Origin of the sequence: Modicisalibacter xianhensis, assembly GCF_900113605.1 — a bacterium.
GTDB lineage: Bacteria > Pseudomonadota > Gammaproteobacteria > Pseudomonadales > Halomonadaceae > Modicisalibacter > Modicisalibacter xianhensis.
Window position 1 is genome coordinate 108,933 of record NZ_FOPY01000009.1, and the last position, 22,665, is coordinate 131,597.

Genomic DNA, 22,665 nt, shown 5'->3' on the forward strand with positions numbered 1-22,665 from the left:
CGAACGATTGTTTGAATTTTTACAGGCTAGACGATTTTTGCTGACATGGCTAGACCATACCTGTTCAAAAGCGAAGCAAGAATAGAGACAAAAAGACACTCCCGAATCGGCGTCTCAGCCAGGCGAGGCTACAAGGCATGAGTTGCCTTTGGGCCTGGGGCGGTGCCAGGCCGTAACCTGCAGGCAACGGTGTGATTCCCTTACAACATCTATGCTGTTCCTTTATTCGGAGATTCCATGGTGTTCACGTCTTCAGCACTCGTCATTGCAGCCGCCATTCAATGGGGACTGGCCGGGGGGCTTGGTAGTCTCCTCATGTCTCGAGGGTGGGCACCTGAACTGATCTCTTTCTGGCGAGCCTTGATAGGTCTGGGGTGCATGACAATCTGGCTGGCCGTGATTCGCTTGCAAGGAAAGCGTCTTGATTTCAATCGACACTTGCTATTCTGGTCGGTCGTGGCGGGACTGGGGGTCGCGGGCAACTTTACTTTCTACTTCATCAGTATCAGCGAAGGAAGCGTGGCGGTGGCCGCCACACTGATGTACAGCGCGCCAGTCTTCGTCTATCTCGCTTCCTTCCTCGTCGGCGCGGAGCGCCCTACGTTAGTCAAGCTTTTCGCCATTGCACTGGTGATGAGCGGCATTGTTCTGCTGACCGGCATCTACCGTGCGGAAGCGGGCGTGATAACGACGCTGGGCATCATCAGCGGTTTACTTTCCGGGCTTTCCTATGCCTTGTTTATCTTTGCCTTCAAATACGCAGGCGCCTATGGGCCTGCGCCAAGCGCATTGTCGATCGCTTTCGCTACTGGCACGCTGGTCCTGGTTGCGTTGATCAACCACGAACAGGCATTGACTGTACCAGTCTCCGCTGACGCGTTCTGGTTCGTTCTGCTTGGCTTGCTGGGGGCGGGTTTGTCCTTTTACTGCTATATCGTCGGGCTCAGGGGCACGCTGCCCACCACGGCCTCGATCGTGGCCATGGTGGAACCTGTCACCGCTGCTCTCTTTGGCCTGGTCATACTTGGTGAATTATTGAATCTGACGCAAGTGGTGGGCATGGTACTGATTCTAGGCGCCGTCACCGGCTTGAGTATTCTGCAGAGCCGTTCCTCGCCCAGCGAAGCATCCGATCGATAGTTGGTTTGTGAGTTAGCCAGGTCGAGACCAAAAAAGCCCCGCGAAGGTGCGGGGCAGAAGGGGAAGTCGAGTCACGGCGGGATGAACGTCATGCTTTGGCGGGCGCCTTGCGTGCAGGAGCGTCATCGGCAACGTAGTAAGACACGGCGGCTTTGGGCAGCGGTTCGCGGCCACGAACCTTGTCTGCCATCTTTTCCGCGATCATGATCGTCGGCGCATTGAGGTTGCCGGTGGTGATCACAGGCATGATCGAGGCGTCGATGACACGCAGGCCGTCCAGGCCATGAACGCGCCCAGCTCCGTCGACGACGGCCATGGCGTCCGTGCCCATCTTGCAGCTACCGCTGGGATGATAGGCGGTTTCGGCATGCTGGCGCACGAACTCGTCGAGCTCCTCGTCCGTTTGCACGTCGGGGCCCGGAGAGATTTCCCGACCGCGGTACGGATCCATTGCTGGCTGGGCTATGATTTCGCGAGTGATGCGAATGGCGTCGCGGAACTCTTCCCAATCCTTGGCATGGTTCATGTAGTTGAACAGGATGCTCGGCGGTGCACTCGGGTCACGCGATGTCAGGCGAATCCGGCCGCGGCTCATCGAGCGCATCGATCCCACGTGAGCCTGGAAACCATGCGCTTGCACGGCACTCTTGCCATTGTAGCTGATGGCGATCGGCAGGAAGTGGTACTGCAGGTTCGGCCACTCTTCCTGATCGTTGGTGCGAATGAAGCCGGCTGCCTCGAACTGGTTGCTGGCACCGATTCCCTTGCCGAAGAACAGCCACTCGGCACCAATCTTGGGCTGATTCCACCATTTGAGGGCAGGGTAGAGTGAAATCGGTTTCTTGCACTCGTACTGGATATACATCTCCAGATGATCCTGAAGATTCTCGCCAACCCCTGGCAGGTCATGCACGACAGGAATATCGAAGTCCTTGAGGTGCTCGGGGTTGCCCACGCCGGAACGCAGCAGGATTTGCGGCGAGGCGATGGCACCGGCGCACAGCAGCACTTCGCGGCGAGCGCGGACTTCCTGAGCCTGCCCTTTACGTGAGTAGCTCACGCCGACGGCCCGCTTGCCCTCGAAGAGGATGCGGTCGGTCATGGCATGGGTCTCGACGGTCAGGTTGGGGCGCTGCTTGGCAATGTCGAGATAGCCTCGTGCCGTGGATGCACGTCGCCCATTGGGCGTGGTGGTGCGATCCATGGGGCCGAAGCCTTCCTGCTGATAGCCGTTGACGTCCTCCGTTTCCGGATAACCCGCTTCGATACCGGCACGAATGAAAGCACCGTAAAGCTCGTTGTTTCCTTCCTTGGGTGTGGCGACCGAGACCGGTCCGTCACCGCCATGGTAGTCGTTGGGACCGATATCGCGAGTTTCCGCCTTCTTGAAATAAGGCAGACATTCCAGATAGTTCCAGTCCTCCAGGCCGGGTGCCTTGGCCCAGTTGTCGTAATCCAACGCGTTGCCGCGCAGGTAGCACATGCCATTGATCAGCGACGAGCCACCCAGTCCCTTGCCGCGCCCGCATTCCATGCGCCGATTGTTCATGTAGGGTTCGGGATCGGTCTCGAAGGCCCAGTTGTAGCGCTTGCCCTGCAGGGGGTAGGCCAGGGCGGCAGGCATTTGTGTGCGAAAGTCGAAGCGGTAGTCGGGGCCGCCCGCTTCCAGCAGCAATACCTGGACGTCAGCGTCCTCGGTCAACCGAGTGGCGAGAACATTGCCGGCGGAGCCGGCGCCGATGATGATGTAGTCGTATTCACGTGCCTGCGTCATGAAGCGGGCCTCCTTAACGGTACCAACAGTCGAACGGGTATGCGGTAGGCGCAGGCGGCTGAAGCGCCGCCTGCGGAGCAGCCGGTATCAGAAGACTGCGGGGAAGGGGCCCATCTCGACCTGGATAGACTTGATCTGTGTGTAGTGCTCGAGTGAGGTGAGGCCATTCTCGCGACCGATGCCCGATTGCTTGTAGCCGCCCACTGGCATCTCGGCGGGTGAATCGCCCCAGGTGTTGATCCAGCAAATACCCGCCTCGAGGCGATGGATCACGCGATGGGCGCGATTCAGTCCTTCGGTGAAAAGGCCGGCGGCCAGCCCATAATGGGTATCATTGGCGCGACGAATGACCTCTTCTTCGTCATCGAAATCGAGGATTGCCATGACCGGACCGAAGATTTCTTCGCGCACGATTCGCATGTCATCTGAGCAGTCGGTGAAGACTGTTGGCTCGGCCCACGCCCCCTTGGCGTAATCGAAACCGGACTCACCGCTTCCGGTCATGCGGTTGCCGCCGGCGAGCAGGCGGGCACCTTCCTGCTTGCCGATTTCCAGGTATGACAGCACCTTTTCGAGATGCTCGAAGCTGACCAGCGGGCCAAAGTTGACCGAGGAGTCGAGCGGGTCGCCAGCACGAATCCGGGCAACCCGTTCACGAATCTTGGCCTCGAAAGCGCTCTTGACCGAACGGTGCACGAAGACCCGGGTGCCGTTGGTACAGACCTGGCCGCTGGAGTAGAAGTTGGCCATCATCGCGGCGTCGGCGGCGCGGTCGAGGTCGGCATCGTCGAACACGATCAGCGGCGACTTGCCGCCCAGTTCCATGGTGACTTCCTTGAGCGTGGAGGCCGCGGCCGCGGACATCACTTTCTTGCCGGTACCCACTTCACCGGTGAAGGTGACCTTGTCGATATCCTGGTGCTCGGTGAGCATGGCTCCGACGTCGCCTGCACCCTGAATGACGTTGAATACGCCATCCGGCAGGCCCGCTTCGGTAAAGATCTCGGCTAGCTTGATCGCGGAAAGTGGCGTCACTTCGCTGGGCTTGAAGACCACGGCATTGCCGGCGGCCAGGGCTGGAGCAGATTTCCAGCAGGCAATCTGAATCGGATAGTTCCAGGCACCAATGGCGCCGATCACCCCCAGCGGTTCGCGGCGGGTATAGACGAAAGACGTTTCACGCAGCGGAATCTGGGTGCCTTCGATGGCAGGTGCCAAGCCGGCAAAGTACTCGAGGGAGTCGGCGCCGGTAACGATATCGACGGCGATGGTTTCGCTGATCGGCTTGCCGGTATCCAGGGTTTCCAGGTTGGCCAGTTCGTCATTGCGCTCGCGCAGCAAGGCCACGGCACGATTGAGAATGCGGCTGCGTTCCATGCCGGACATCGCGCCCCAGACCTTCTGCCCTTCGCGAGCGGCGGCGACGGCATCGTCGACATCGGCCTGCGAGGCCTGCTGGACGTTGGCCAGGACCTCGCCATTGACGGGGTTGATGGTTTCGAAGGTTTCGCCGGAGGTGGCGTCCACCCGACGACCGCCGATATAGAGTTGCTGGGTTTCGAATGTGGCCATGAAATCCTCCTGCGGAACGGAAAAGAATGACTGGGTGATGGCTGAGGTCAGGCGTAGCTCTCGCACTCGGCACGCGCCAGTTGCTCGTCCAGATAGTCATAGGCCAGACGCCGAGCACGATCCACGTCAAGGCCTTCGGGAGCCAGCGCGCCGCGAAGCCATAGTCCGTCGATCAGGGCGGCCAGGCCGCGCGCCGCATCGCGGGCCTCACTCCTGGGAAGGCAACGCCGAAACTGATAGCAGAGGTTGGAATACAGGCGCCGATCATTGACATACTGCAGCCGCTGCAAGTCGTTGCGGTGCATGCTCGAGGCCCAGAAAGCCAGCCATGTCTTCATTACCGACTGGCTGACCTGGCTACGGTCGAAGTTTCCGTCGATAATCGCACGAATGTGGGCCCGTGGCGTGTCGCTGGCCTTGGCCCGACGGCTCGAGACCGCTTCGCCGAGATCGCCAAGGATCTTGCGCATCGTGGCTTCCAGAAGGCCATCCTTGCCACCGAAGTAGTGGCTGATGATGCCCGCAGATACGCCTGCCCGTCGGGCAATGCGCGCCACCGTGGCATCGGCCAGGCCGGCTTCGTCGATCGCTTCCATGGTTGCCTGGATCAGTTGGCGTCGACGAATGGGTTCCATTCCGAGCTTGGGCACCGATCGTTCTCCTCTGCAGGTTGCCCCGGCTTGATGTGGCATGCCTATGCCATCAACCGTTGGACTATAGTTTGCTATATTTTTATTGAACGTTCAATCAATAAAAAATCTATTGTATAGTGAAATGGCAATCGAGGCTTACCATAAGCTGATTTTATCGAAGTTCTTTTCGGCGTGCCTGACTTAGGCGCTTACACATATACAGGAGATGCTAACGATGGCGAACATGACCCCCGCTAAACTCTTGGTTGGTGGCCTGATAGTCGGTGCGGCCCCCCTGGCCATGGCCGAGGTGCCCGAAAGTTGCCAGACCGTGCGCTTCGCAGAGGTGGGCTGGACCGACATTACCGCAACCACGGCGCTGGCCAGCGAAGTGCTCGAAGGGCTGGGCTACAAGACGAGCAGTGACACCGTGTCGGTGCCGATCGCCTATGCCGGCATGAAGAATGGTGACTTCGACGTCTTTCTGGGCAACTGGATGCCCTCGATGGCTTCCATCAGCGATCCATACATCGAGAAAGGCCAGGTTGATCGTCCTGTCGCCAACCTCGAGGGGGCAAAGTACACCCTGGCCGTCCCGCAATATGTGCATGATGCCGGCGTCACGTCGGTGGCCGACCTGGACAAGCATGCCGACAAGTTCGGTCATCGACTGTTCGGCATCGAGGCGGGCAACGATGGCAACATGATCATTCAGGACATGATCGACGACGATGCCTTCGGCCTGGGTGACTGGCAACTGGTCGACTCTTCGGAGGCAGGCATGCTGGCCGAGCTGAAGTCGCGGACCGGCAGCCAGGACTGGATGGTCTTCCTGGGCTGGGAGCCGCACCCCATGAATACCAACTTTGACATGGCCTATCTGGAAGGCGCCGACGACTACTTCGGTCCCAACCTCGGCGGTGCCACTGTTTATACGAACACGCGCGGCGGCTATGTAGAGGAGTGCTCCAATGTTGGTGCGCTGCTCAACAATCTGAAGTTCACCCTGAGTATGGAAAACCAGATCATGGGTGCGATCATGGACGAAGGGGAGGATCCGCGGAATGCCGCCCAGCAATGGCTGCAAAACCATCCCGGCGTGCTTGACCAGTGGCTGGAAGGCGTAACCACGGTGGATGGCCAGCCTGGGCTACCTGCGGTCAAGCAATCGCTGGGGATCGATGGCTGACCATCAAAGGGTGCGGATGGGGTTGCCAAGACCCGTGCCGGTAGGCATAATTCGCCCCCGTTGCAGCAATATCCAAGCGGATTGGCTGTACGCGCAGTCAGTGGCTACGTAGCTCAGCTGGTTAGAGCACATCACTCATAATGATGGGGTCCCCTGTTCGAATCAGGGCGTAGCCACCAGAATCGAGAAAGCGCCCGAGGGTTTTCCCTCGGGCGCTTTTCGTTGTGCGTTCTGCTTGGCCAGAGAGGAGAGTTTGGTCAGGTAACTCGCTAAGACTTGACGAATTTTTTTCGTTACGTATACTACGCCGCGTGTTCGGAGATGTTCCCCGATAGCTCAGTTGGTAGAGCAAATGACTGTTAATCATTGGGTCGCAGGTTCGAGTCCTGCTCGGGGAGCCAAACAGTTCGAACACCACGATTCGGCGATTCCCCGATAGCTCAGTTGGTAGAGCAAATGACTGTTAATCATTGGGTCGCAGGTTCGAGTCCTGCTCGGGGAGCCATCTGCTCTTGCCTTTCCTGACATCGTCGATCAGACGATAGCTTCCGGCTTGCTTGCTTGATTCGTTTGTCCAGATGAACTGGATCCCATCTGCGCTTGTGTGTCGTCATCCGATGGAATGTAGAGTCGCGCGGCATTTGCCAGCACGCTGACCGAGCTGAGCGCCATGGCGGCGGCAGCGATCACCGGGGGGATCGGCATCCACATCGCGAGACTCAAGGCCAGCACATTGTAGGCTACCGAAAACGCCAGATTCTGACGCATCAGGCGATAGGCCGAGCTCGCCAGTCGATGCGCTTTCCACACCTGACCGATGCCTGTCGTGAGCAAGGACACCGAGGCGATGTCTCGCGCTTGCGGCGTCGCGCCTGCGACGCTGATCCCTGTCGTTGCCGTGGCCAGGGCCAAGGTATCGTTGATGCCGTCACCCACGAACATCGAAGGCTTCGGCAGTGTAGCGAGAAGCCGGGCCTTGGCGTCAGGCGTCAACTCCGCGAAGCGTTCGCTGCGGCGGAAGCCTCCACGGTAACCGAGGGCATGCACGTTTGCTGCCCGATCGCCGCTGAGTAGTGCCAGTGTGAACGAGGCGTCTCGAAAGTGAGCCACGGCCTCGGCAGCATCGGGTGTCAGCGTCTCGTCGAGGATTAGGGTGCCCAGCCAGTGCCGCCCACGTGCCACGCCTACGAGTTTGCCTGTGGCCTCAGTGTCTGGGGGCATATCGATACCTTGCTCCTCAAGCCAGCGGGGCGAACCGACATGCAGGATCTCCTCTCGAGGTTTGTGGACGATGACTCCCTGGCTGGGATAGTGCGTCGTGGGCAGGCCGTCTTCGAGTGTCAGTCCGCGTTGTATGGCGTGGCGTCGCAGCGTTTGAGCCAAGGGATGGGTGATGCCCTGTTCGGCCTGAGCCGCGAGGCGCAATACCTCATCCGCCTCGATATCGTGTGCGGTCTGGATCTCGCGAATCCCGAGCTGCCCGGTCGTCAGGGTACCGGTCTTGTCGAAGGCGATGCTACGTGCTCTGGCCAGCATCTCGAAGGCGCTAAGGTCCTTGAAGACGATTCCTTGGCGCAGCCCGCGTGTCGTCGCCGCCTGTGTCACGACAGGAATGGCCAGGCCGACGGCACATGGACAGGCGACGATGAGCACCGATAATGCCCAGGCGAACGCCTCATCCAACTCAATTCCTCGCACCGAGACCACCATGAACGTGACCGCGGCCAGACCCAGGGCGGCAGAGGGCAGCCAGCGCGCGACACTGTCCGAGACCTTCTGGAATTCTCCCTTGCGAGCATGAAGCTGCAGGGTACGGTTGCGCAGGCTGTCGATATAACGCTGGCCCAGCTCGGCATCGACGCGCAGGGTCAGCGAGGACCCGGTATTGACGCAGCCCGCTTCGACACGATCACCTCGGGTCATCAGTACCGGCGTGGTCTCACCCGTGAGCATGGCGCGGTCGATCAGGGCGTGTGCATCCTCCAGCGTGCCATCGAAGGGCAGGGTGGCCTGCGCATCGACGCTGACCCGGTCACCACGCTGAACAATGTCCAGCGGCAGGGAGGCCCAGTGGCCGTCTCGCCATACCCGTGCACGCTCTGGCGTCAGATCGTCCAGGCTGGACAGGGCCTCCATGCCAGTCTGGCGGCTGGCCAGTTCCACGAGACGCCCTGCCAGTAGCAGCGTGACCAGCATGACTGCGGTATCGGCATAGACATCGGACGAGCCTCGCCAGAGTTGCCAGACCGAAAATGTCATGGCACTGATCACGCCCAGGCTGACCAGCACGTCCATGCCGGGATGCCCGGCCCGCAGCGTGCGCCAGGCCGCCTGATAGAAGGGCAGGCCGGCATAGCCGACCACGGGCAGGGCGAGCAGGGCGGCCATCAAGGCAATGAACCAGTCGACCTGCTGTCCCAAGCCATAATTGAAATAGTGCAGCGCCGAGGCCATCAATGTCCACATGCCGAAGGCAATACTCACGCCAAGCCGAACGATCAACCCTCGACGAGTGCGTGACATCCGTTCGCGGCTTTCTTGAGCCGTGGCCTGGGTCGTTAGCCGATAACCAAGCGAGCTGACTCGTTGCTCCAGTTGGGTCTGATTCGTCGTGGCAGGTAGCCAGCGAACCAGGGCCGTTGCCGTCACGAAGTTGACGCTGGCATCGAGGACGCCAGGCTGCTTTTTAAGGAAGTGCTCGACAGCAAAAGCGCAACTGCTGCACCACATGCCCTGCACGACAAAAATGGCATCGCACTCCGTCGGAGTGGATGAGGCGCCATGGTCCGATGAGTCGATACCCGGTCTAGCGCTGTCATGCAAAAGCTGGGACATGGTGTGCTCGTCACGTTGTGTTTCCGTGCTGAGCGTAGTGAAGAATGCCAGTGATAACTAAACGGTAAACGCGATCCCTTCACTGGCAAGTGCACAGGCCACGCAGTCGCTGCCGTTGGTTTCGAAGATTAATTTCTCTTTAGAAACAAGTCAGTGCCACAAGAATTTTGGCTGCTGATTGGCGCAACCAGGCGACCCTTTCCTATAGTTAGTTCGGTTGAGGCCGAAGAAGGCGTCAGAAAGGAGACAAGAAGAGCTAGGTCAGGGAGAGACCGATGCCGCAAATATTTCCCCGTCGGGCGAATTCATTGGTCAGCATGGCCCTTTGGGGCGGCGCTTTCGGTGTCGTGATCCTTATACTCGTTGCCATCACGATCGGGAGCTCGGCCCATGACACCGGGGTATTCACGACGCCGGAGCAGCCGGTGCCGTTCAGTCACGAGCACCACGTGAGCGGCCTGGGGCTCGATTGCCAGTATTGCCATACCGGGGTCGAAAAGTCTGATTTTGCCGGGCTGCCTCCTACCTATACCTGCATGACCTGCCATTCCCAGCTATGGACCAACGCCGAGATGCTGGAACCGGTGCGGCAGAGCTTGAAGCGTGACGAGCCCATCGAATGGGTCCGGGTCCATGACCTCCCGGACTTCACCTATTTCAGTCACCGAGCTCATGTGAACAACGGCGTCGGCTGTGAGTCGTGCCATGGACGTGTCGATGAGATGCCTATCACGTCCCAAAGAAAGCCTCTGACCATGCAGTGGTGTCTCTCCTGTCACCGCAACCCCGAACCCAATCTTCGGCCTTCCGACAAGATCACGACAATGGGCTACGACCCTGCCAAGGACGGGATTCCAGGCCATGAGCTGCTGGAACGCTATGCCATCCGCAAGGACAACCTGACCGAGTGCGTCACATGTCATCGATAAGCCACGACGAACTGCAGCATATTCGTGAACGGCTGGGCCAGGCGCGAGGCCCCCAGTACTGGCGCAGCCTGGAAGAGCTGGCCGAGAGCGAGGCATTCGGACAGTTCCTGCATCAGGAATTCCCACGTCTGGGGGCCGTCTGGGAAGCGCCTGTGGATCGGCGGGGGGCGCTCAAGCTGATGGCGGCCAGCATGGCGCTGGCCGGTCTGACCGCCTGTGGCAGGCAACCACGGGAATTCATCGTTCCCTACGTCAACATGCCGGAAGGCGAGGTGCCGGGCATGCCGCGCTACTATGCCACCTCGCACCTGATCGGGGGATATGCGCATGGCCTGCTGGCACAGAGCCATCAGGGGCGACCGGTCAAACTCGAAGGCAATCCGGACCATCCGGCCACCTTGGGGGCGTGCGATGTCTTCTCCCAGGCCTCGGTATTGTCACTCTACGATCCGGACCGTTCGGCCGCAGTGATGAACCGGGCAGAGGTGGCAGGTTACGGCAGTTTCCTGATGACGCTGCAGGACAAGCGTCTCGAGTGGGACCGTACACAGGGCAGAGGGCTCTGTTTCCTGACTGATAGCCTGACCTCGCCGAGCCAGCTTGCTGCGTTGCAGGCCTTGCTCGAGCGCTGGCCCGAAGCGCGCTGGTATGCTCATGAGCCTATCGACCGGCATGCCGTCTATGCGGGAAGCGAGCAATTGTTCGGCATGCCGCTCGAGCCGGTCTATCGCTTCGATCAGGCGCGTATCGTCCTGACACTGGACGCCAACTTCATGCAGGCGCAGCCCGGTTTCCTGCGCTACTCGCGTGATTTCATGGCACAGCGCCGGCCCCGCGACAACGAGGGCTTTCTGGCACGCCTGTACACTGTGGAATCGACGCCGAGCATCACCGGCAGCATTGCAGATCACCGCTACCGCCTGCCATTTCATCAGGTGGAGGATTTCGCCCGACAGTTGGCTGCTGCGTTCGGGCTCGATATCGAGCCGCCGGGTGACCCCGTCGTGCCGGAGAGTTGGCTGTCTCCGCTGGTCGACGACCTGAGACGCAATGCCGGAGCAGCTGTCGTGGTGCCTGGCGATCAGCACTCGCCAGCGGTGCATGCCATCGCCCAGGCAATCAACGGAAAACTGGAAGCGGTCGGCAAGACGGTCACCTACATTCCGCCAGTCGATGCGAGCCATGCCGCAAGGCCCTTGGAGGAGCTGGTCGAGGCAATGCAGGATGGCCAGGTGGAATCGCTGGTGGTCATGGGGACCAATCCCGTCTATACGGCGCCGGCCGACCTCGACTTCCGGCAGGCCTACCGTCAGGTGCCCTGGCGACTGCACTGGGGGGAGTACTTCGATGAGACGGGACGGATGTCGCACTGGCACATTCCTGCCCGCCATCCGCTCGAGACCTGGGCGGACGCCCGTGCCTTCGATGGTACGGTCAGCCTGCTGCAGCCGTTGATCCAGCCTCTGCATGGTGGCAAGAGTGCATTGCAGATCCTGGCAGCCTTGGAGAAAGGCACGGACGAAGACGCTCGCCAGCTGCTGATCGACTATTGGCTCGACCAGCATCAGGGCGGTGACTTCGAGACGTTCTGGCGACGCAGCCTGCGCGACGGCATGGTCGACGGGAGTGCTTACGCGACCCTGACGCCTGCACTGCGTGAAGACTGGACGCAAACGCTGTCGTTTGCTTCGGACGAGCGCATCCCCGACGCTGCCATCACGCTGCAGTTACAACCTGATCCGGCTATCTGGGACGGCTCCTATGCCAATAACGGTTGGCTGCAGGAACTGCCTCGCCCGCTGACCAAGCTGACCTGGAACAATGCGCTGCTGATCAGTCCTGTCCTGGCCAGGGAGCGTGGGCTGAGCGAGGGCGATGTGGTTCGCGTGTCGGCACAAGCCAGCGGGGCTGACGTCGAGGTTCCCGTCTACCCATTACCGGGCATGCCGGATCGGGCCGTCACACTTCAGTTGGGCTATGGCCGCCAAGGGGGTGGGCGAATTGCCGACGGGGTGGGTAATGATGCCTATGTATTCCACACGACGAACCACCATTGGGCGAGTCCTGTCACGCTGGAAAAACTGGATCGCCACGAGACATTGGCCACGACCCAGAATCACCATGCGATCCACGATCGCGACCTGATTCGTGCCACCACGCTCGAGGAATACCGCAAGCATCCCGAGTTCGCCAAGCATCCGGGGCCTCACGAGTCCCTCTACCCCGAGCCTTGGCCCGCAGAGCGCGAGGCCGACTATGCCTGGGGCATGGCAGTCGATCTCACCGCCTGCATTGGCTGCAATGCCTGCGTCACGGCCTGCCAGGCCGAAAACAACATCCCCATTGTCGGACCCGAAGAGGTTTCCCGGGGGCGGGAAATGCACTGGATCCGCATTGACCGCTATTTCGAGGGCCCGCCGGAAAGCCCGCACCTGTTTTTCCAGCCGGTGCTGTGCATGCATTGCGAGAACGCGCCGTGCGAATACGTATGCCCTGTCGAGGCGACCCAGCACTCCGCCTCGGGGCTCAACGAAATGATCTACAACCGCTGCATCGGTACTCGCTACTGCTCGCAGAATTGCCCGTACAAGGTACGACGCTTCAACTGGTTCGATTACACCGGCCAGCAGGCGACCTATAGCCAGCCCGAGCCCGTTCATAACCCCGAGGTTACGGTGCGCTCACGTGGGGTCATGGAAAAATGCACTTTTTGTGTCCAGCGCATCAATCGGGTGCGTATCACCGCGGATATCGAGGATGAGCCGATACCCGATGGCGCATTGCAGACCGCCTGCCAGCAGGCCTGTCCGACTCAGGCTATCGTGTTTGGCGATATCAGCGACGAGGGCAGTCACGTCAGGCGGCTCAAGGATCATCCGCTTAACTACGGCATGCTCGAACATCTCAACACGCGCCCGCGCGTGTCTTACCTGGCCGGTGTCGGCAACCCGAATCCCGATGTCCAGGCGCCGCAGACCGACCCGCTGGTCGCACCGGAGAAGGCCAAGGCCGATGTGCATCAGGCCTCGCTGGACGCACTCGATGACGACGAACAGGTGGTCAAGATCTTCGAGCCTGCCGTGACGGCCAGCGGTCGGGGGGGGGCGGCATGAAGCGACACGACAAGCACCGTCCACTGCTGCCCCCCGACCTTACCCATGCTCGACTGACAGAGCGCATCAGCAATCTGGTGCTGCGCGATCCCACACCACGTTCGTGGTTCATCGCCTTGCTCGTTTGCGGCCTGCTTGCCCTGATGTTCTTCGGGGCACTGGGTTACATGTTCGAGGTGGGGATCGGGCTTTTTGGCGTCAACATCCCAGTCGCCTGGGGATTTCCCATCACCAACACGATCTGGTGGATCGGGATTGCCCACGCCGGCACGCTGATTTCCGCCGTGCTGCTGATCACCCGTCAGCCCTGGCGCGCCTCGATCAACCGTTTCGCCGAGGCCATGGCCATGTTTGCCGTGGTGCTGGCTGGCGCTTACCCCATCATTCACCTGGGCCGGCCCTGGTTCTTCTACTACCTGCTGCCATACCCCAATGCCATGGAGCTGTGGCCGCAATGGCGCAGCCCGCTGGTGTGGGACTTCTTTGCCATCTTCACCTACCTGACCTTCACGGCGACCTTCATGTACATGAGCCTGCTGCCTGACCTGGCGACCCTGCGCGACCGGGCATCGAGCTGGTTCGGCCGAGTGTTCTACGGCACGCTGGCCATCGGCTGGCGCGGTTCTGCCACGCACTGGGCACGCTACGAGAAGGCCAACATGATCCTTTCCTCGGTCGCCGCCCCCATCGTGGTGGCCGTCACCGGGATCATCTCGCTGGATCTGGCAGTATCCATCGTGCCCGGTTATCACTTCACCATCTTTCCGCCGTACTTCGTCGCTGGGGCACTGTTCTCGGGCTTCTCTACAGTGGCGCTGCTTGCCGTGGTACTGCGCAGCATGTTTGGTCTTCAGGATCTCGTCACGCGGACCCATCTCGATTACCTGGGACGCATGATGCTGGTGTTCGCACTGGTCGTCGATTACGCCTACACCCAAGAGATGTTCTTTGCCTGGTATTCGGGCGAGGACTACTACCGCTACGTGTATATCGACCGCTGGACCGGGCCCTATGCGCCGGCCTGGTGGAGCATGATCGTCTGCAACGTGGTGCTGGTGCAGTTGCTGTGGTTCAGGCGGGTGCGCCGATCGCCGATTGCCATGCTGTGTCTGGCGATCACCAGCGACATCGGCATGTGGCTGGAGCGCTTCCAGATCGTCTTCACCTCGACGCATGCGGATTACATGCCCTCGGCCTGGGGCGAGGCCTGGCCGACAGCCTGGGACTGGGCCGTCTACATTGGATCGCTGGGTGTGTTCGGAGTGCTGCTGCTGGTCTTCGTACGCATCATGCCGTTGATTTCGCTCCATGACATGCGTGGACTCATCGCCAAGCGTAACAAGGGAGGCAACGATGGCTGAGGAGTATGGCGTCATGGCTCGCTTTGAAACGGCCGGAGCCTTGGTCGAGGCTGTAAAACAGATGCGCAAGGCTGGCTACCGTGAGCTCGAGCCTTGCGTACCGTACCCGGTAGAAGGCCTGACCGAGGCCATGGCGTTCAAGCCGCGCTGGGTGCCGATCCTGTCGCTGGCGGCGGCCATTCTCGGGGCGGCTGGCGTCTATTTCATGCAGTGGTATGCCAGCGTACTGAGCTATCCCTTCGTTGTGGGCGGCAAGCCGCTGCATAGCTGGCCGGCGTTTCTGATACCCGCGTTCGTGTTCGGGCTGCTATTTGCCGTACTGGGTGCAGCCGTGGCCATGCTCTTCGGCAATCGCTTGCCCAGACCCTATCACCCAGCCTTCAACATCAGCGAGTTCGAGCGCGCCACGGATGATGGCTTCTTCTTGATCGTGAGTCGTCACGATAGCCGTTATGCCGGAGGCAGAACGGTAGAGCGTCTGCGTGAACTGGCTGCGGTCGAGGTGTGGGAGGTCCCGGAATGAGTCGCCTGGCCGGGTATCTGGGGTTACTCGTCGGGTTGGGCATATTGTTGTCTGGCTGCGATCAGGAGCCAATGACCAACCAGCCCAAGTTCGAGACCTACGAAGCCGCACCACGCTGGCCTGATAACCAATCGGCGCGCCAGCCCGTGGCCGGCACCGTCCCTCGCGATGCGCCGGTCGAGCTGACCGTGTCGGACAATTTGCCCATGCCGTTGACACGCGAACTGCTGGAGCGGGGGCAGGCACAGTTCAACGTCTATTGTTCGCCCTGCCATGCGCGCACCGGCTACGGCAACGGCATGATCGTGCAGCGCGGCTTTCCGGCGCCGCCGTCGTTTCATACCGACCGCCTGCGCAATGCGCCGCTGCGCCATTTTTATGACGTCATTACCGATGGCTATGGCGTGATGTATTCCTATGCCGATCGTGTTCCGCCGCAGGATCGCTGGGCCATTGCCGCCTATATCCAGGCCCTGCAGCTTTCACAGTATGCCCGTCTCGATGATTTGACGGAGGAACAACGAGCCCAGTTGGATCAGGACGACCCGGCAGCGGCAGGAACCGCGACATCGGCAGAGGAGGGCCATCAATGACGAGACCACTGGTACCGATCATCGGCCTGGTGGCCCTGGTTATATGCCTCGTTGGGGCCTTATACGACTGGACGGCGTTCCTGCGCAGCTGGTTGGTGGCATCACTGACCTGGGGAGCATTGCCGCTGGGTGCCGCTGCCGTGCTGATGACCTTCGCCATGACCGGCGGCGCCTGGGGGCAGGCCAGCCAGGGAGTCTGGCGGGCACTGACATTCACCATGCCACTGTTTGCCCTGGCGATGTTGCCCGTGCTGTTCGGCGTCGACGAGCTGTTTTCCTGGACGCGCCCCCCGAGCGAACTGCCCGAGGTTGTGCGTCGCAAGCTGCTCTACCTCAATGAACCCTTTTTGCTCGTGCGCTGGATTGTCTACTTCGTCGTCTGGCTGGGGTTGGCCTGGCTGCTGGCCTTCAAGTCTCGCCTTGCCAGATCCATCGCAGCACCAGGGCTGATTCTATGGGTGTTCACCCTGACCTTTTTCTCCACCGACTGGTACATGTCGCTGGAACCCGAATTTTATTCGGATGTGTTCGGTCTGGAACGGATCTGTGCAATGGCGGCCAGTGGCATGGCGCTGGGGTTGTGGATTCTGGCGCCGCGTGTCACGCCGGCTGTCCGCAAGGATATCGCCAACATCTGGCTGGCGGTGTTGTTGAGCTGGGCATTCATGGGATTCTCGCAGCTGATCGTTATCTGGTCGGGCAATATTCCTGACGAGATCATCTGGTACATCCACCGTGCCGAGGGCAACTGGCAGTGGATCGGTCGCATGTCCTTCGTTCTCTTCCTGCTGATTCCCTTCGCCATTCTGTTGTCGACGTCTGCCAAACAGAGCCCGGGATGGCTGCGTATTGCCACCGGCATCTGTCTTGTCGGCTACGTATTGCAGACACAGTGGATGGTCCTGCCTGCCTTCGAGGAGTGGCGGGCGACCCAGTCCTGGCTGGTCCCGGCGGCGCTGGTAGCGATAGGAGGCGGTTTTGTCTGGGTGATCGGGCGGAGCCTTGAACATCAGGAGGCGCGCAATGAGTGAATCATCCAACCCTACGGCGGGGCACGAGCAGAGCGATGTGCCGGCGCGTGTTCCCGTGCTGTTCATGGCATTCATGGCCGGTTTCATACCGCTTTGCCTGCTGGCGCTATGGATTCTCATGGCTTCGGTATGGGAGGAGGTGCCTTATCCACCTAATCCGTTTGCCGGTGATCCAGTGCCCGCCAGTATTCCCGAGGTGCCGCAGTTGCAAGCCTCTCCCAAGGCGGACTTGGCTGTCTTCAACCAGGAGGTGAGCGAGCAACTCCATGGCCTGGGCTGGATCGACCGAGAGTCGGGACGCGTGCATATGCCGATCGAGCGAGCCATGCAGTTGCTGGTCCAACGCGGACTCCCCGAGCAAGAAACCCATGCCGATCAAGGTGTGGGTCTGGTGGAGCCGCCGGTCGGAAAGGGCGGGGAGGCCAGTAGCCAGACGAGGGTGAACGTCCCGGCCGCCCGGGCCGTTGCGGAACCGGGGGGGGATCGTCGATCCCAGGGGCGGACAGGAGGCAGGGAATGAATGACGAGGTAGCGCCCTATCTACCCGAGGTGGAAAAAGGGCTGCATCTGATCCCGACGCAGGCGACCGAGCATGCCGGGCAGCTCGATCACCTTTACTTCGCGCTGGTGGGGGCGAGCGCCATCATCCTGTTGATGGTCGTGGGACTGATTGCCTTCTTCGGCTTTCGCTATCGGGCGGGTAACAAGGCGGCCGATCGTTCCAACCTGCCCTCCACGCGTACCGAGAACCGTGTCGAGATCGCCGTTCTCGCGGCAATGCTGGTGGCGTTCATGGGCTTCTTCGCCTGGGCTACCACGTTATATCTGGATAGCTATCGCGGGCCTGAGCCGGCCATGACCATCGATGTCATCGGCAAGCAGTGGATGTGGAAGATTCAGCATCCCGACGGTACCCGAGAGATCAATGCGATTCACGTGCCTGTCGATGAGGTCATTCGGTTGCGGGTCACGTCGCAGGACGTGATTCACAGCTTTTTCGTGCCCGCGTTCCGTCTCAAGCGCGATGTCGTGCCCGGCACCGAGAAGACGGCCTGGTTCAAGGCCACCGAGCCGGGGGAGTATCGGCTGTTCTGCGCCGAGTACTGTGGCAGCTTCCACTCGCGCATGCTGGGCAAGGTGGTGGTCATGGATCGGGGCGACTACCAGGCCTGGCTGACCCGTCAGGGCTCGGGACAAACACTGGCAAGTGCCGGCAAGCAGCTTTTCCAGGCACATGGCTGCAGCGGCTGTCACATGGGCAAGTCGAATGCACGTGCTCCCTCGCTGGATGGACTCTACGGGCGCAGCGTGGCACTCGACAGCGGCGAAGTGATCCTGGCCGATGAAGCCTATATTCGCGACTCGATCCTTCAGCCTGACAAGCATATCGCGGCAGGGTACGAACCGATCATGCCGAGCTTTGCCGGACAACTTTCGGAGGAAGATATCTTGCGCATCGTGACCTATATCAAGTCCCTGCAGCCCGGCGACTGGGTCAAGGAATCGGTCAAGGAAAACGAAGGAGAAAGTCGATGAGCGAAGCCGCGGCCAATCAAGCCAGCGAAAGCTACCTGAGTCGTGGGTGGCGGCTTCGCGACTGGTTGTTCACGACCGACCACAAGCGGGTCGCCTGGCTGTATACGGTCTCCATCACGGCCTTCTTCTTTCTGGGGGGGCTTGCGGCGCTGGTTATTCGCCTTGAGTTGATAACGCCCGAGGGCGACGTGGTCAGCGCCGATGCCTATAATCAGTTGTTCACTATTCATGGCGTGGTGATGGTGTGGTTCTTCCTGATACCGTCCATCCCCAACACACTGGGCAATTTCCTGCTGCCATTGATGGTCGGTGCCAAGGACCTGGCCTTTCCCAAGCTCAACATCATTTCCTGGTACATCTATACCATCGGCGGAGTGTTCACCATCGCGGCGGTGATTACCAGCGGGGTGGATACCGGCTGGACGTTCTATACGCCCTATTCGACCCAATATGCCGACCGGGCGGTGGTAGCGGCGTTGACCGGGGTATTCGTGGTAGGGTTCTCGTCAATCCTGACCGGCATCAACTTCATCGTCACGACGCACAAGATGCGCGCGCCGGGATTGACCTGGTTCCGCCTGCCGCTGTTCGTGTGGGCCAACTATGCCACCAGCCTGGTCATGGTGCTGGCAACACCGGTGCTTTCCGCCACGCTGATCCTGCTGATCCTCGAGCGCATGCTAGGCATCGGCATCTTCGATCCCGCCCTGGGCGGCGACCCGATCCTGTTCCAGCATCTGTTCTGGTTCTACTCGCATCCCGCCGTCTACATCATGATACTGCCTGGGATGGGAGTGGTTTCCGAGCTGATCACCTGTTTCTCGCGCAAGACGGTGTTCGGCTATCACGGCATGGCCATATCGATCCTGGCGATCACCGTGTTCGGCTTCCTGGTCTGGGGGCATCACATGTTCGTGTCGGGCCAGAGCCTGTACGCGGGGTTGATGTTCTCGTTCTTCACCTTCCTGGTGGCGCTGCCTTCGGCCATCAAGACCTTCAACTGGACGGCCACCCTGTACAAGGGAAAGCTGATCTTCTCGGCAGTGATGATCTATGCGCTGTCCTTCGTCGGCCTGTTCACGATAGGTGGGTTCACCGGTATCTTCCTGGCATCGCTGGCTGTCGATGTGCATGTGCATGACACCTATTTCGTTGTCGCACACTTCCACTACATCATGGTTGGCGGCATGGTCACCGCCTATCTGGGGGGCCTGCATTTCTGGTGGCCGAAGATGACCGGACGCATGTATCCGGAAATCTGGGCCAAGGTAGCCGCGCTGGCCTTGTTCATTGGCTTCAACCTGACTTTCTTTCCGCAGTACCTGATGGGCTATGCCGGCATGCCACGGCGCTACCAGACCTATCCTGAAGACTTCCAGATATTGCATGTCATGTCTTCGCTAGGTGCCGGGGTGCTGGCTATTGGTTATTTGCTGCCGTTGGTCTATCTGCTCTGGTCGCTGCGCTGGGGTAAACGGGCACCGCCCAACCCATGGCGAGCCGCCGGACTCGAGTGGCGTACGGATTCGCCACCCCCCAAGCACAACTTCCTGGAGCCGCAAACCGTGACAGGTCCTCCTTATGACTACGACACCATCGACAACAAGTAAGGCGGCGCCCGACGAGCAGTTCGACGACCTGACCCAGCAGCGTCAGGCGGACCTGATGGGCATGTGGATCTTTCTGGCTACCGAGCTGATGCTGTTCGGCGGCATATTCACGGCCTTCACCGTCTACCGTTTCGCTTACCCCGAGGTGTTCGCTGAGGCGGCGACACATCTGGACCTGAAGCTGGGCACGTTCAATACGGCATTACTCGTGACCAGTAGCCTGTTCATGGCGTTGGCGGAGCGGGCCGTGAATGCCGGGCAGCGGCGTAAGACTCTGGCATTCCTGTTCGTCACGATCGGGATCGGTGTGGTCTTTCTGGGCATCAAGGGCTACGAGTGGCATCACGAATACACCGAAAAGCTGATGCCGATCCTGGGGCTGGCCTTCGAGTATCCTGGAGCGCACCCCGATCGGGCCGAGATGTTCTTCAATTTCTACTACGTGCTGACCGGGCTGCATGCGGTGCATATGAGCCTGGGACTGGTCACGCTGAGCGTGATGGTCGTGTTCACGTGGCGCTGGCGAGATCCATCGCGTCTGGGACGTCAGATTCAGATCAACGGGCTTTATTGGGCCTTCGTGGATGTTGTCTGGGTTTTCATCTTCACGACCCAGTACCTGCTGCGTGCATAGGAGGGCTGCAACATGAGGGACGTCAAGGCGCCCGTGCTCGCCTGGGGAGCCTACCTGATCGTGCTGGGAGGAAGTGTCGCGGCAACAAAGCTGGTGTCGGGACTCATGGGGCATCTGTTCAGCTTGCTGTGCGCATCGATTATGGCCTCGTTGATCCTGTCATTTTTCATGGGGCTGCGAGTAGCGAACAATCTGCTGCGTGTCTTTGCGCTGGCAGGGGTAATGTGGCTGGCAATCATGTTGACGTTGACCATGGTCGACTATGTCATGCGGGATATCGGCGAGTGCCCCAATGCCCAGGCAGATGACGTGGCGAGAAACGCCCAGGGATGCCCGCTCGATAGTGCAGGGAATGTTAGGGCCTCGGATACCGGTGCCTGATACCTAGCCACTCTGCCACATAAGGTCGGCCTGGGAGGAAGATGGGGCGCCTGTGAGAATCTGCTCCTTGTTCAGGCGGCGCAGCATTGTCTCTATGGCCGGGTGGTTGAAGAAGGCCTCGAGACGAGCCGCTCTCACCTTGCCGATGCCAGGGTATTGCTGCCACTCATGCGCGTCGCGGGCCTGCAGGGCCGATAAGTTCAGGTTGCCAGCCCATGTGTCATATACGGTAGCAGGCAGCGACGGCACGCCTAGCGCCTGCAGCCAACGTGTCGCGGGGCGCTGGCGAGCCTGGCGGAAGCTGGTGAGCCAAGCATCGGCCCGTGCGTCGGCAACGCCCGGCATTGTCAGGAGCTGGGCCTTGTCCACGGTCAGCCAATCCAGCAGGTCGTCGATGAGGCCGTACTCGACCAGTTGTTGCCAGGTTGCCGGGCCGATGCCGGTCATGCCCAGGCCATCATCGCTTCCCAGCCACTCCAGGCGTGCCAGGAACTGCGCTTTGCATGCCGGGGTCAGGGTCAAGCAGGTAAGCGGTCCGTACATGGTTTCGTCAGGTACCGCGATGTCCGGCCGGGGAGACGTGGCAAGCACGACCGAGTCCAGATGGGGAATGGTCAGGCCAGCCAGGCGGACCAGCACTTGATCACCCGGCCTGATATCGAGTTTCCTCCAGCGATCCATCGAGCCGAGGCTGACCCGGCTAACCGTGCGATCGTTCAATTCAATCGGCTGCAGTCGCGCTACAGGTGTGATACGCCCCGTGCGGCCAATGGTGAAATCGACGGCCTCGACCTGTGCCAGGCGCTGTCGGGCCGGATGTTTCCAGGCAAGCGCCCAGTCGGGCGGTTGGGCCAACCAGGTGTCGTAGGGCGGACGTTGCTCCTGACGCACGACGATGCCGTCAGTGGCGAAGGGCAGGGAGGCGCGATACCAGGTATCGCGTTGTTCAGCCACCTCGGCAAGGCTCGCAACGGGCAGGGTATAGACGGCGGTATCCATGCCCCAGTTCGCCAGCCTGGCCAAGCGTTCTGGCATGGCCTCGGGGCCGTCGGGCCAATCCCACGCGAACAGACCGATGCGTCGTCCATCGCTGGAGCTTAGAGTTTGACGCGCCATGAGACCGATCACGGCCGAGCGAGCGCCTGCCGTACCATCCTCGGCCTGAACGTGGCCTTCACGTTTCAGGTAAAGCTCGCCTTGCAGCACCACGCGGGGCGGCGCACCCTCGAGTCGTGCAGGGATAGCCGGGATCTGGCTGGCTTGTGCCAGCCAATTCTGGCCGCGCACGCCATCGCCACGGCTGATCGCCGCGGTCAGGCGGCCATTGTCGTACGCCAATGTCACTGCGACCCCATCGACCTTGGGTTGAATCCACAAGGAGCGTTGCTGGTGTGCACTGAGCCAGTTGGCCACGTCCTGGCGGGAATCGGCCTTGTGCAAGCCGGTCTGGACGATAGGGTGGGCAATGCCGTCATCGGCGGGTGCGGGTGGAGCAGGTGTCGGCGCGGGCTGTGACGTCAGGCCAAGGCAGGTGCGCCAGTGTTGCTGGCGTCGCTTGGCGGCATCGTAGACGCCATCCTCGACCAGTCGCTCGCCACGCTGATAGTAGGCTTCGTCCCAGTGCGCCAATTGTGCCTGGAGGCGCTCGAGGGCGTGGTGAAGCTGTCGAGGGGTATCAGTAGGGCAGGCTGGTGTATCGGACAATACGGGAGTCGGCCCGCAGAGAAGCAGTATCAGCAGGACGAACAGGCAGCGGGAATGCATTGGCCCTCCTGGCCAGCACAAACGATGTCTCGCCCGGTGGTGGCCGGA

At 60.6% G+C, this 22,665-nt stretch carries 18 protein-coding genes and 3 tRNA genes; 16 read left to right on the top strand and 5 right to left on the bottom strand.

All coding sequences use genetic code 11. From position 1 onward, the window contains the following. Positions 1–237: 237 nt before the first annotated feature. Complete coding sequence (locus BM194_RS12325) at positions 238–1,140, top strand: DMT family transporter (protein WP_092847177.1); 903 nt, start codon at positions 238–240, stop codon at positions 1,138–1,140. A gap of 88 nt (positions 1,141–1,228) precedes the next feature. On the opposite strand, the gene betA is transcribed toward BM194_RS12325, so the two are convergent. The 3 genes from betA to betI all read right to left on the bottom strand — a co-directional run bounded on the left by betA (position 1,229) and on the right by betI (position 5,136). After that, positions 1,229–2,914 carry a choline dehydrogenase gene (gene betA, locus BM194_RS12330; protein ID WP_092847179.1) on the bottom strand — a complete coding sequence of 562 codons (1,686 nt, stop codon included), beginning with the start codon at positions 2,912–2,914 and terminating at the stop codon, positions 1,229–1,231. Positions 2,915–3,001: 87 nt separating this feature from the next. Next, positions 3,002–4,486, bottom strand: a complete 1,485-nt coding sequence (gene betB, locus BM194_RS12335) for a betaine-aldehyde dehydrogenase (protein WP_092847181.1) — start codon at positions 4,484–4,486, stop codon at positions 3,002–3,004. A 47-nt stretch (positions 4,487–4,533) separates the two neighbouring features. Further along, positions 4,534–5,136, bottom strand: coding sequence for a transcriptional regulator BetI (gene betI / locus BM194_RS12340; protein WP_177223405.1), 603 nt, complete (start codon positions 5,134–5,136; stop codon positions 4,534–4,536). 217 nt (positions 5,137–5,353) lie between these two features. Here betI and BM194_RS12345 point away from each other — a divergent pair, with 217 nt between their 5' ends. From BM194_RS12345 to BM194_RS12360, 4 genes are all read left to right on the top strand, one after another. Further along, the gene (locus tag BM194_RS12345) at positions 5,354–6,307 is read left to right on the top strand and encodes a choline ABC transporter substrate-binding protein (RefSeq protein ID WP_092847185.1); all 954 of its coding nucleotides are present in this window, start codon (positions 5,354–5,356) and stop codon (positions 6,305–6,307) included. A 102-nt stretch (positions 6,308–6,409) separates the two neighbouring features. Beyond that, positions 6,410–6,486: transfer RNA gene (locus BM194_RS12350), tRNA-Met, on the top strand. A gap of 146 nt (positions 6,487–6,632) precedes the next feature. Next, positions 6,633–6,708 (top strand) — tRNA-Asn (locus BM194_RS12355). A 28-nt stretch (positions 6,709–6,736) separates the two neighbouring features. Beyond that, a tRNA-Asn gene (locus tag BM194_RS12360) sits at positions 6,737–6,812 on the top strand. 29 nt (positions 6,813–6,841) lie between these two features. Here the strand turns inward: BM194_RS12360 and BM194_RS12365 are convergent. Beyond that, positions 6,842–9,142, bottom strand: a complete 2,301-nt coding sequence (locus tag BM194_RS12365) for a heavy metal translocating P-type ATPase (protein ID WP_092847187.1) — start codon at positions 9,140–9,142, stop codon at positions 6,842–6,844. A 275-nt stretch (positions 9,143–9,417) separates the two neighbouring features. On the opposite strand from BM194_RS12365, the gene BM194_RS12370 reads away from it, so the two are divergent. From BM194_RS12370 to BM194_RS12420, 11 genes are read left to right on the top strand one after another with little or no spacing between them, the layout of a single operon-like run. Next, positions 9,418–10,071, top strand: a complete 654-nt coding sequence (locus BM194_RS12370; RefSeq protein WP_092847188.1) for a cytochrome c3 family protein — start codon at positions 9,418–9,420, stop codon at positions 10,069–10,071. After that, on the top strand, positions 10,059–13,184 hold the full coding sequence (locus tag BM194_RS12375) for a TAT-variant-translocated molybdopterin oxidoreductase (protein ID WP_092847190.1): 3,126 nt from the start codon (positions 10,059–10,061) through the stop codon (positions 13,182–13,184). Before BM194_RS12370 ends, BM194_RS12375 begins: the two co-directional genes overlap by 13 nt. After that, a complete protein-coding gene (gene nrfD, locus BM194_RS12380; protein WP_092847191.1) occupies positions 13,181–14,545 on the top strand; it encodes an NrfD/PsrC family molybdoenzyme membrane anchor subunit in 1,365 nt (454 codons plus the stop codon). The genes BM194_RS12375 and nrfD overlap by 4 nt, the downstream gene beginning before the upstream one ends. 13 nt (positions 14,546–14,558) lie before the next feature. Next, complete coding sequence (locus tag BM194_RS12385; protein ID WP_244890954.1) at positions 14,559–15,068, top strand: DUF3341 domain-containing protein; 510 nt, start codon at positions 14,559–14,561, stop codon at positions 15,066–15,068. Continuing rightward, a complete protein-coding gene (locus BM194_RS12390) occupies positions 15,065–15,661 on the top strand; it encodes a c-type cytochrome (protein WP_092847195.1) in 597 nt (198 codons plus the stop codon). The genes BM194_RS12385 and BM194_RS12390 overlap by 4 nt, the downstream gene beginning before the upstream one ends. Beyond that, on the top strand, positions 15,658–16,692 hold the full coding sequence (locus tag BM194_RS12395) for a hypothetical protein (RefSeq protein WP_092847196.1): 1,035 nt from the start codon (positions 15,658–15,660) through the stop codon (positions 16,690–16,692). Before BM194_RS12390 ends, BM194_RS12395 begins: the two co-directional genes overlap by 4 nt. Next, positions 16,685–17,212 (top strand): hypothetical protein, encoded by a 528-nt coding sequence (locus BM194_RS12400; RefSeq protein ID WP_092847197.1) that lies wholly within the window; start codon positions 16,685–16,687, stop codon positions 17,210–17,212. The genes BM194_RS12395 and BM194_RS12400 overlap by 8 nt, the downstream gene beginning before the upstream one ends. Then, on the top strand, positions 17,209–18,228 hold the full coding sequence (gene coxB / locus BM194_RS12405; protein ID WP_092847198.1) for a cytochrome c oxidase subunit II: 1,020 nt from the start codon (positions 17,209–17,211) through the stop codon (positions 18,226–18,228). Before BM194_RS12400 ends, coxB begins: the two co-directional genes overlap by 4 nt. Continuing rightward, complete coding sequence (ctaD, locus tag BM194_RS12410; protein ID WP_092847199.1) at positions 18,225–19,838, top strand: cytochrome c oxidase subunit I; 1,614 nt, start codon at positions 18,225–18,227, stop codon at positions 19,836–19,838. Before coxB ends, ctaD begins: the two co-directional genes overlap by 4 nt. Then, positions 19,810–20,472: a cytochrome c oxidase subunit 3 gene (locus BM194_RS12415; protein ID WP_092847201.1), complete on the top strand. Its 663-nt coding sequence runs from the start codon at positions 19,810–19,812 to the stop codon at positions 20,470–20,472. The genes ctaD and BM194_RS12415 overlap by 29 nt, the downstream gene beginning before the upstream one ends. A gap of 12 nt (positions 20,473–20,484) precedes the next feature. After that, a complete protein-coding gene (locus BM194_RS12420; protein WP_092847202.1) occupies positions 20,485–20,853 on the top strand; it encodes a cytochrome C oxidase subunit IV family protein in 369 nt (122 codons plus the stop codon). A gap of 3 nt (positions 20,854–20,856) precedes the next feature. Here the strand turns inward: BM194_RS12420 and ligB are convergent, their stop codons facing one another. Continuing rightward, positions 20,857–22,617, bottom strand: coding sequence for an NAD-dependent DNA ligase LigB (gene ligB / locus BM194_RS12425; RefSeq protein ID WP_092847203.1), 1,761 nt, complete (start codon positions 22,615–22,617; stop codon positions 20,857–20,859). Positions 22,618–22,665: the final 48 nt, after the last annotated feature.

Bases quoted from the DNA above. Each gene is read 5' to 3' on its own strand.
- BM194_RS12325 (WP_092847177.1), top strand. From the start codon at position 238: ATGGTGTTCACGTCTTCAGCACTCGTCATTGCAGCCGCCATTCAATGG.
- betA (WP_092847179.1), bottom strand. From the start codon at position 2,914: ATGACGCAGGCACGTGAATACGACTACATCATCATCGGCGCCGGCTCC.
- betB (WP_092847181.1), bottom strand. From the start codon at position 4,486: ATGGCCACATTCGAAACCCAGCAACTCTATATCGGCGGTCGTCGGGTG.
- BM194_RS12345 (WP_092847185.1), top strand. From the start codon at position 5,354: ATGGCGAACATGACCCCCGCTAAACTCTTGGTTGGTGGCCTGATAGTC.
- BM194_RS12365 (WP_092847187.1), bottom strand. From the start codon at position 9,142: ATGTCCCAGCTTTTGCATGACAGCGCTAGACCGGGTATCGACTCATCG.
- BM194_RS12370 (WP_092847188.1), top strand. From the start codon at position 9,418: ATGCCGCAAATATTTCCCCGTCGGGCGAATTCATTGGTCAGCATGGCC.
- BM194_RS12375 (WP_092847190.1), top strand. From the start codon at position 10,059: ATGTCATCGATAAGCCACGACGAACTGCAGCATATTCGTGAACGGCTG.
- nrfD (WP_092847191.1), top strand. From the start codon at position 13,181: ATGAAGCGACACGACAAGCACCGTCCACTGCTGCCCCCCGACCTTACC.
- BM194_RS12385 (WP_244890954.1), top strand. From the start codon at position 14,559: ATGGCTCGCTTTGAAACGGCCGGAGCCTTGGTCGAGGCTGTAAAACAG.
- BM194_RS12390 (WP_092847195.1), top strand. From the start codon at position 15,065: ATGAGTCGCCTGGCCGGGTATCTGGGGTTACTCGTCGGGTTGGGCATA.
- BM194_RS12395 (WP_092847196.1), top strand. From the start codon at position 15,658: ATGACGAGACCACTGGTACCGATCATCGGCCTGGTGGCCCTGGTTATA.
- BM194_RS12400 (WP_092847197.1), top strand. From the start codon at position 16,685: ATGAGTGAATCATCCAACCCTACGGCGGGGCACGAGCAGAGCGATGTG.
- coxB (WP_092847198.1), top strand. From the start codon at position 17,209: ATGAATGACGAGGTAGCGCCCTATCTACCCGAGGTGGAAAAAGGGCTG.
- ctaD (WP_092847199.1), top strand. From the start codon at position 18,225: ATGAGCGAAGCCGCGGCCAATCAAGCCAGCGAAAGCTACCTGAGTCGT.
- BM194_RS12415 (WP_092847201.1), top strand. From the start codon at position 19,810: ATGACTACGACACCATCGACAACAAGTAAGGCGGCGCCCGACGAGCAG.
- BM194_RS12420 (WP_092847202.1), top strand. From the start codon at position 20,485: ATGAGGGACGTCAAGGCGCCCGTGCTCGCCTGGGGAGCCTACCTGATC.
- ligB (WP_092847203.1), bottom strand. From the start codon at position 22,617: ATGCATTCCCGCTGCCTGTTCGTCCTGCTGATACTGCTTCTCTGCGGG.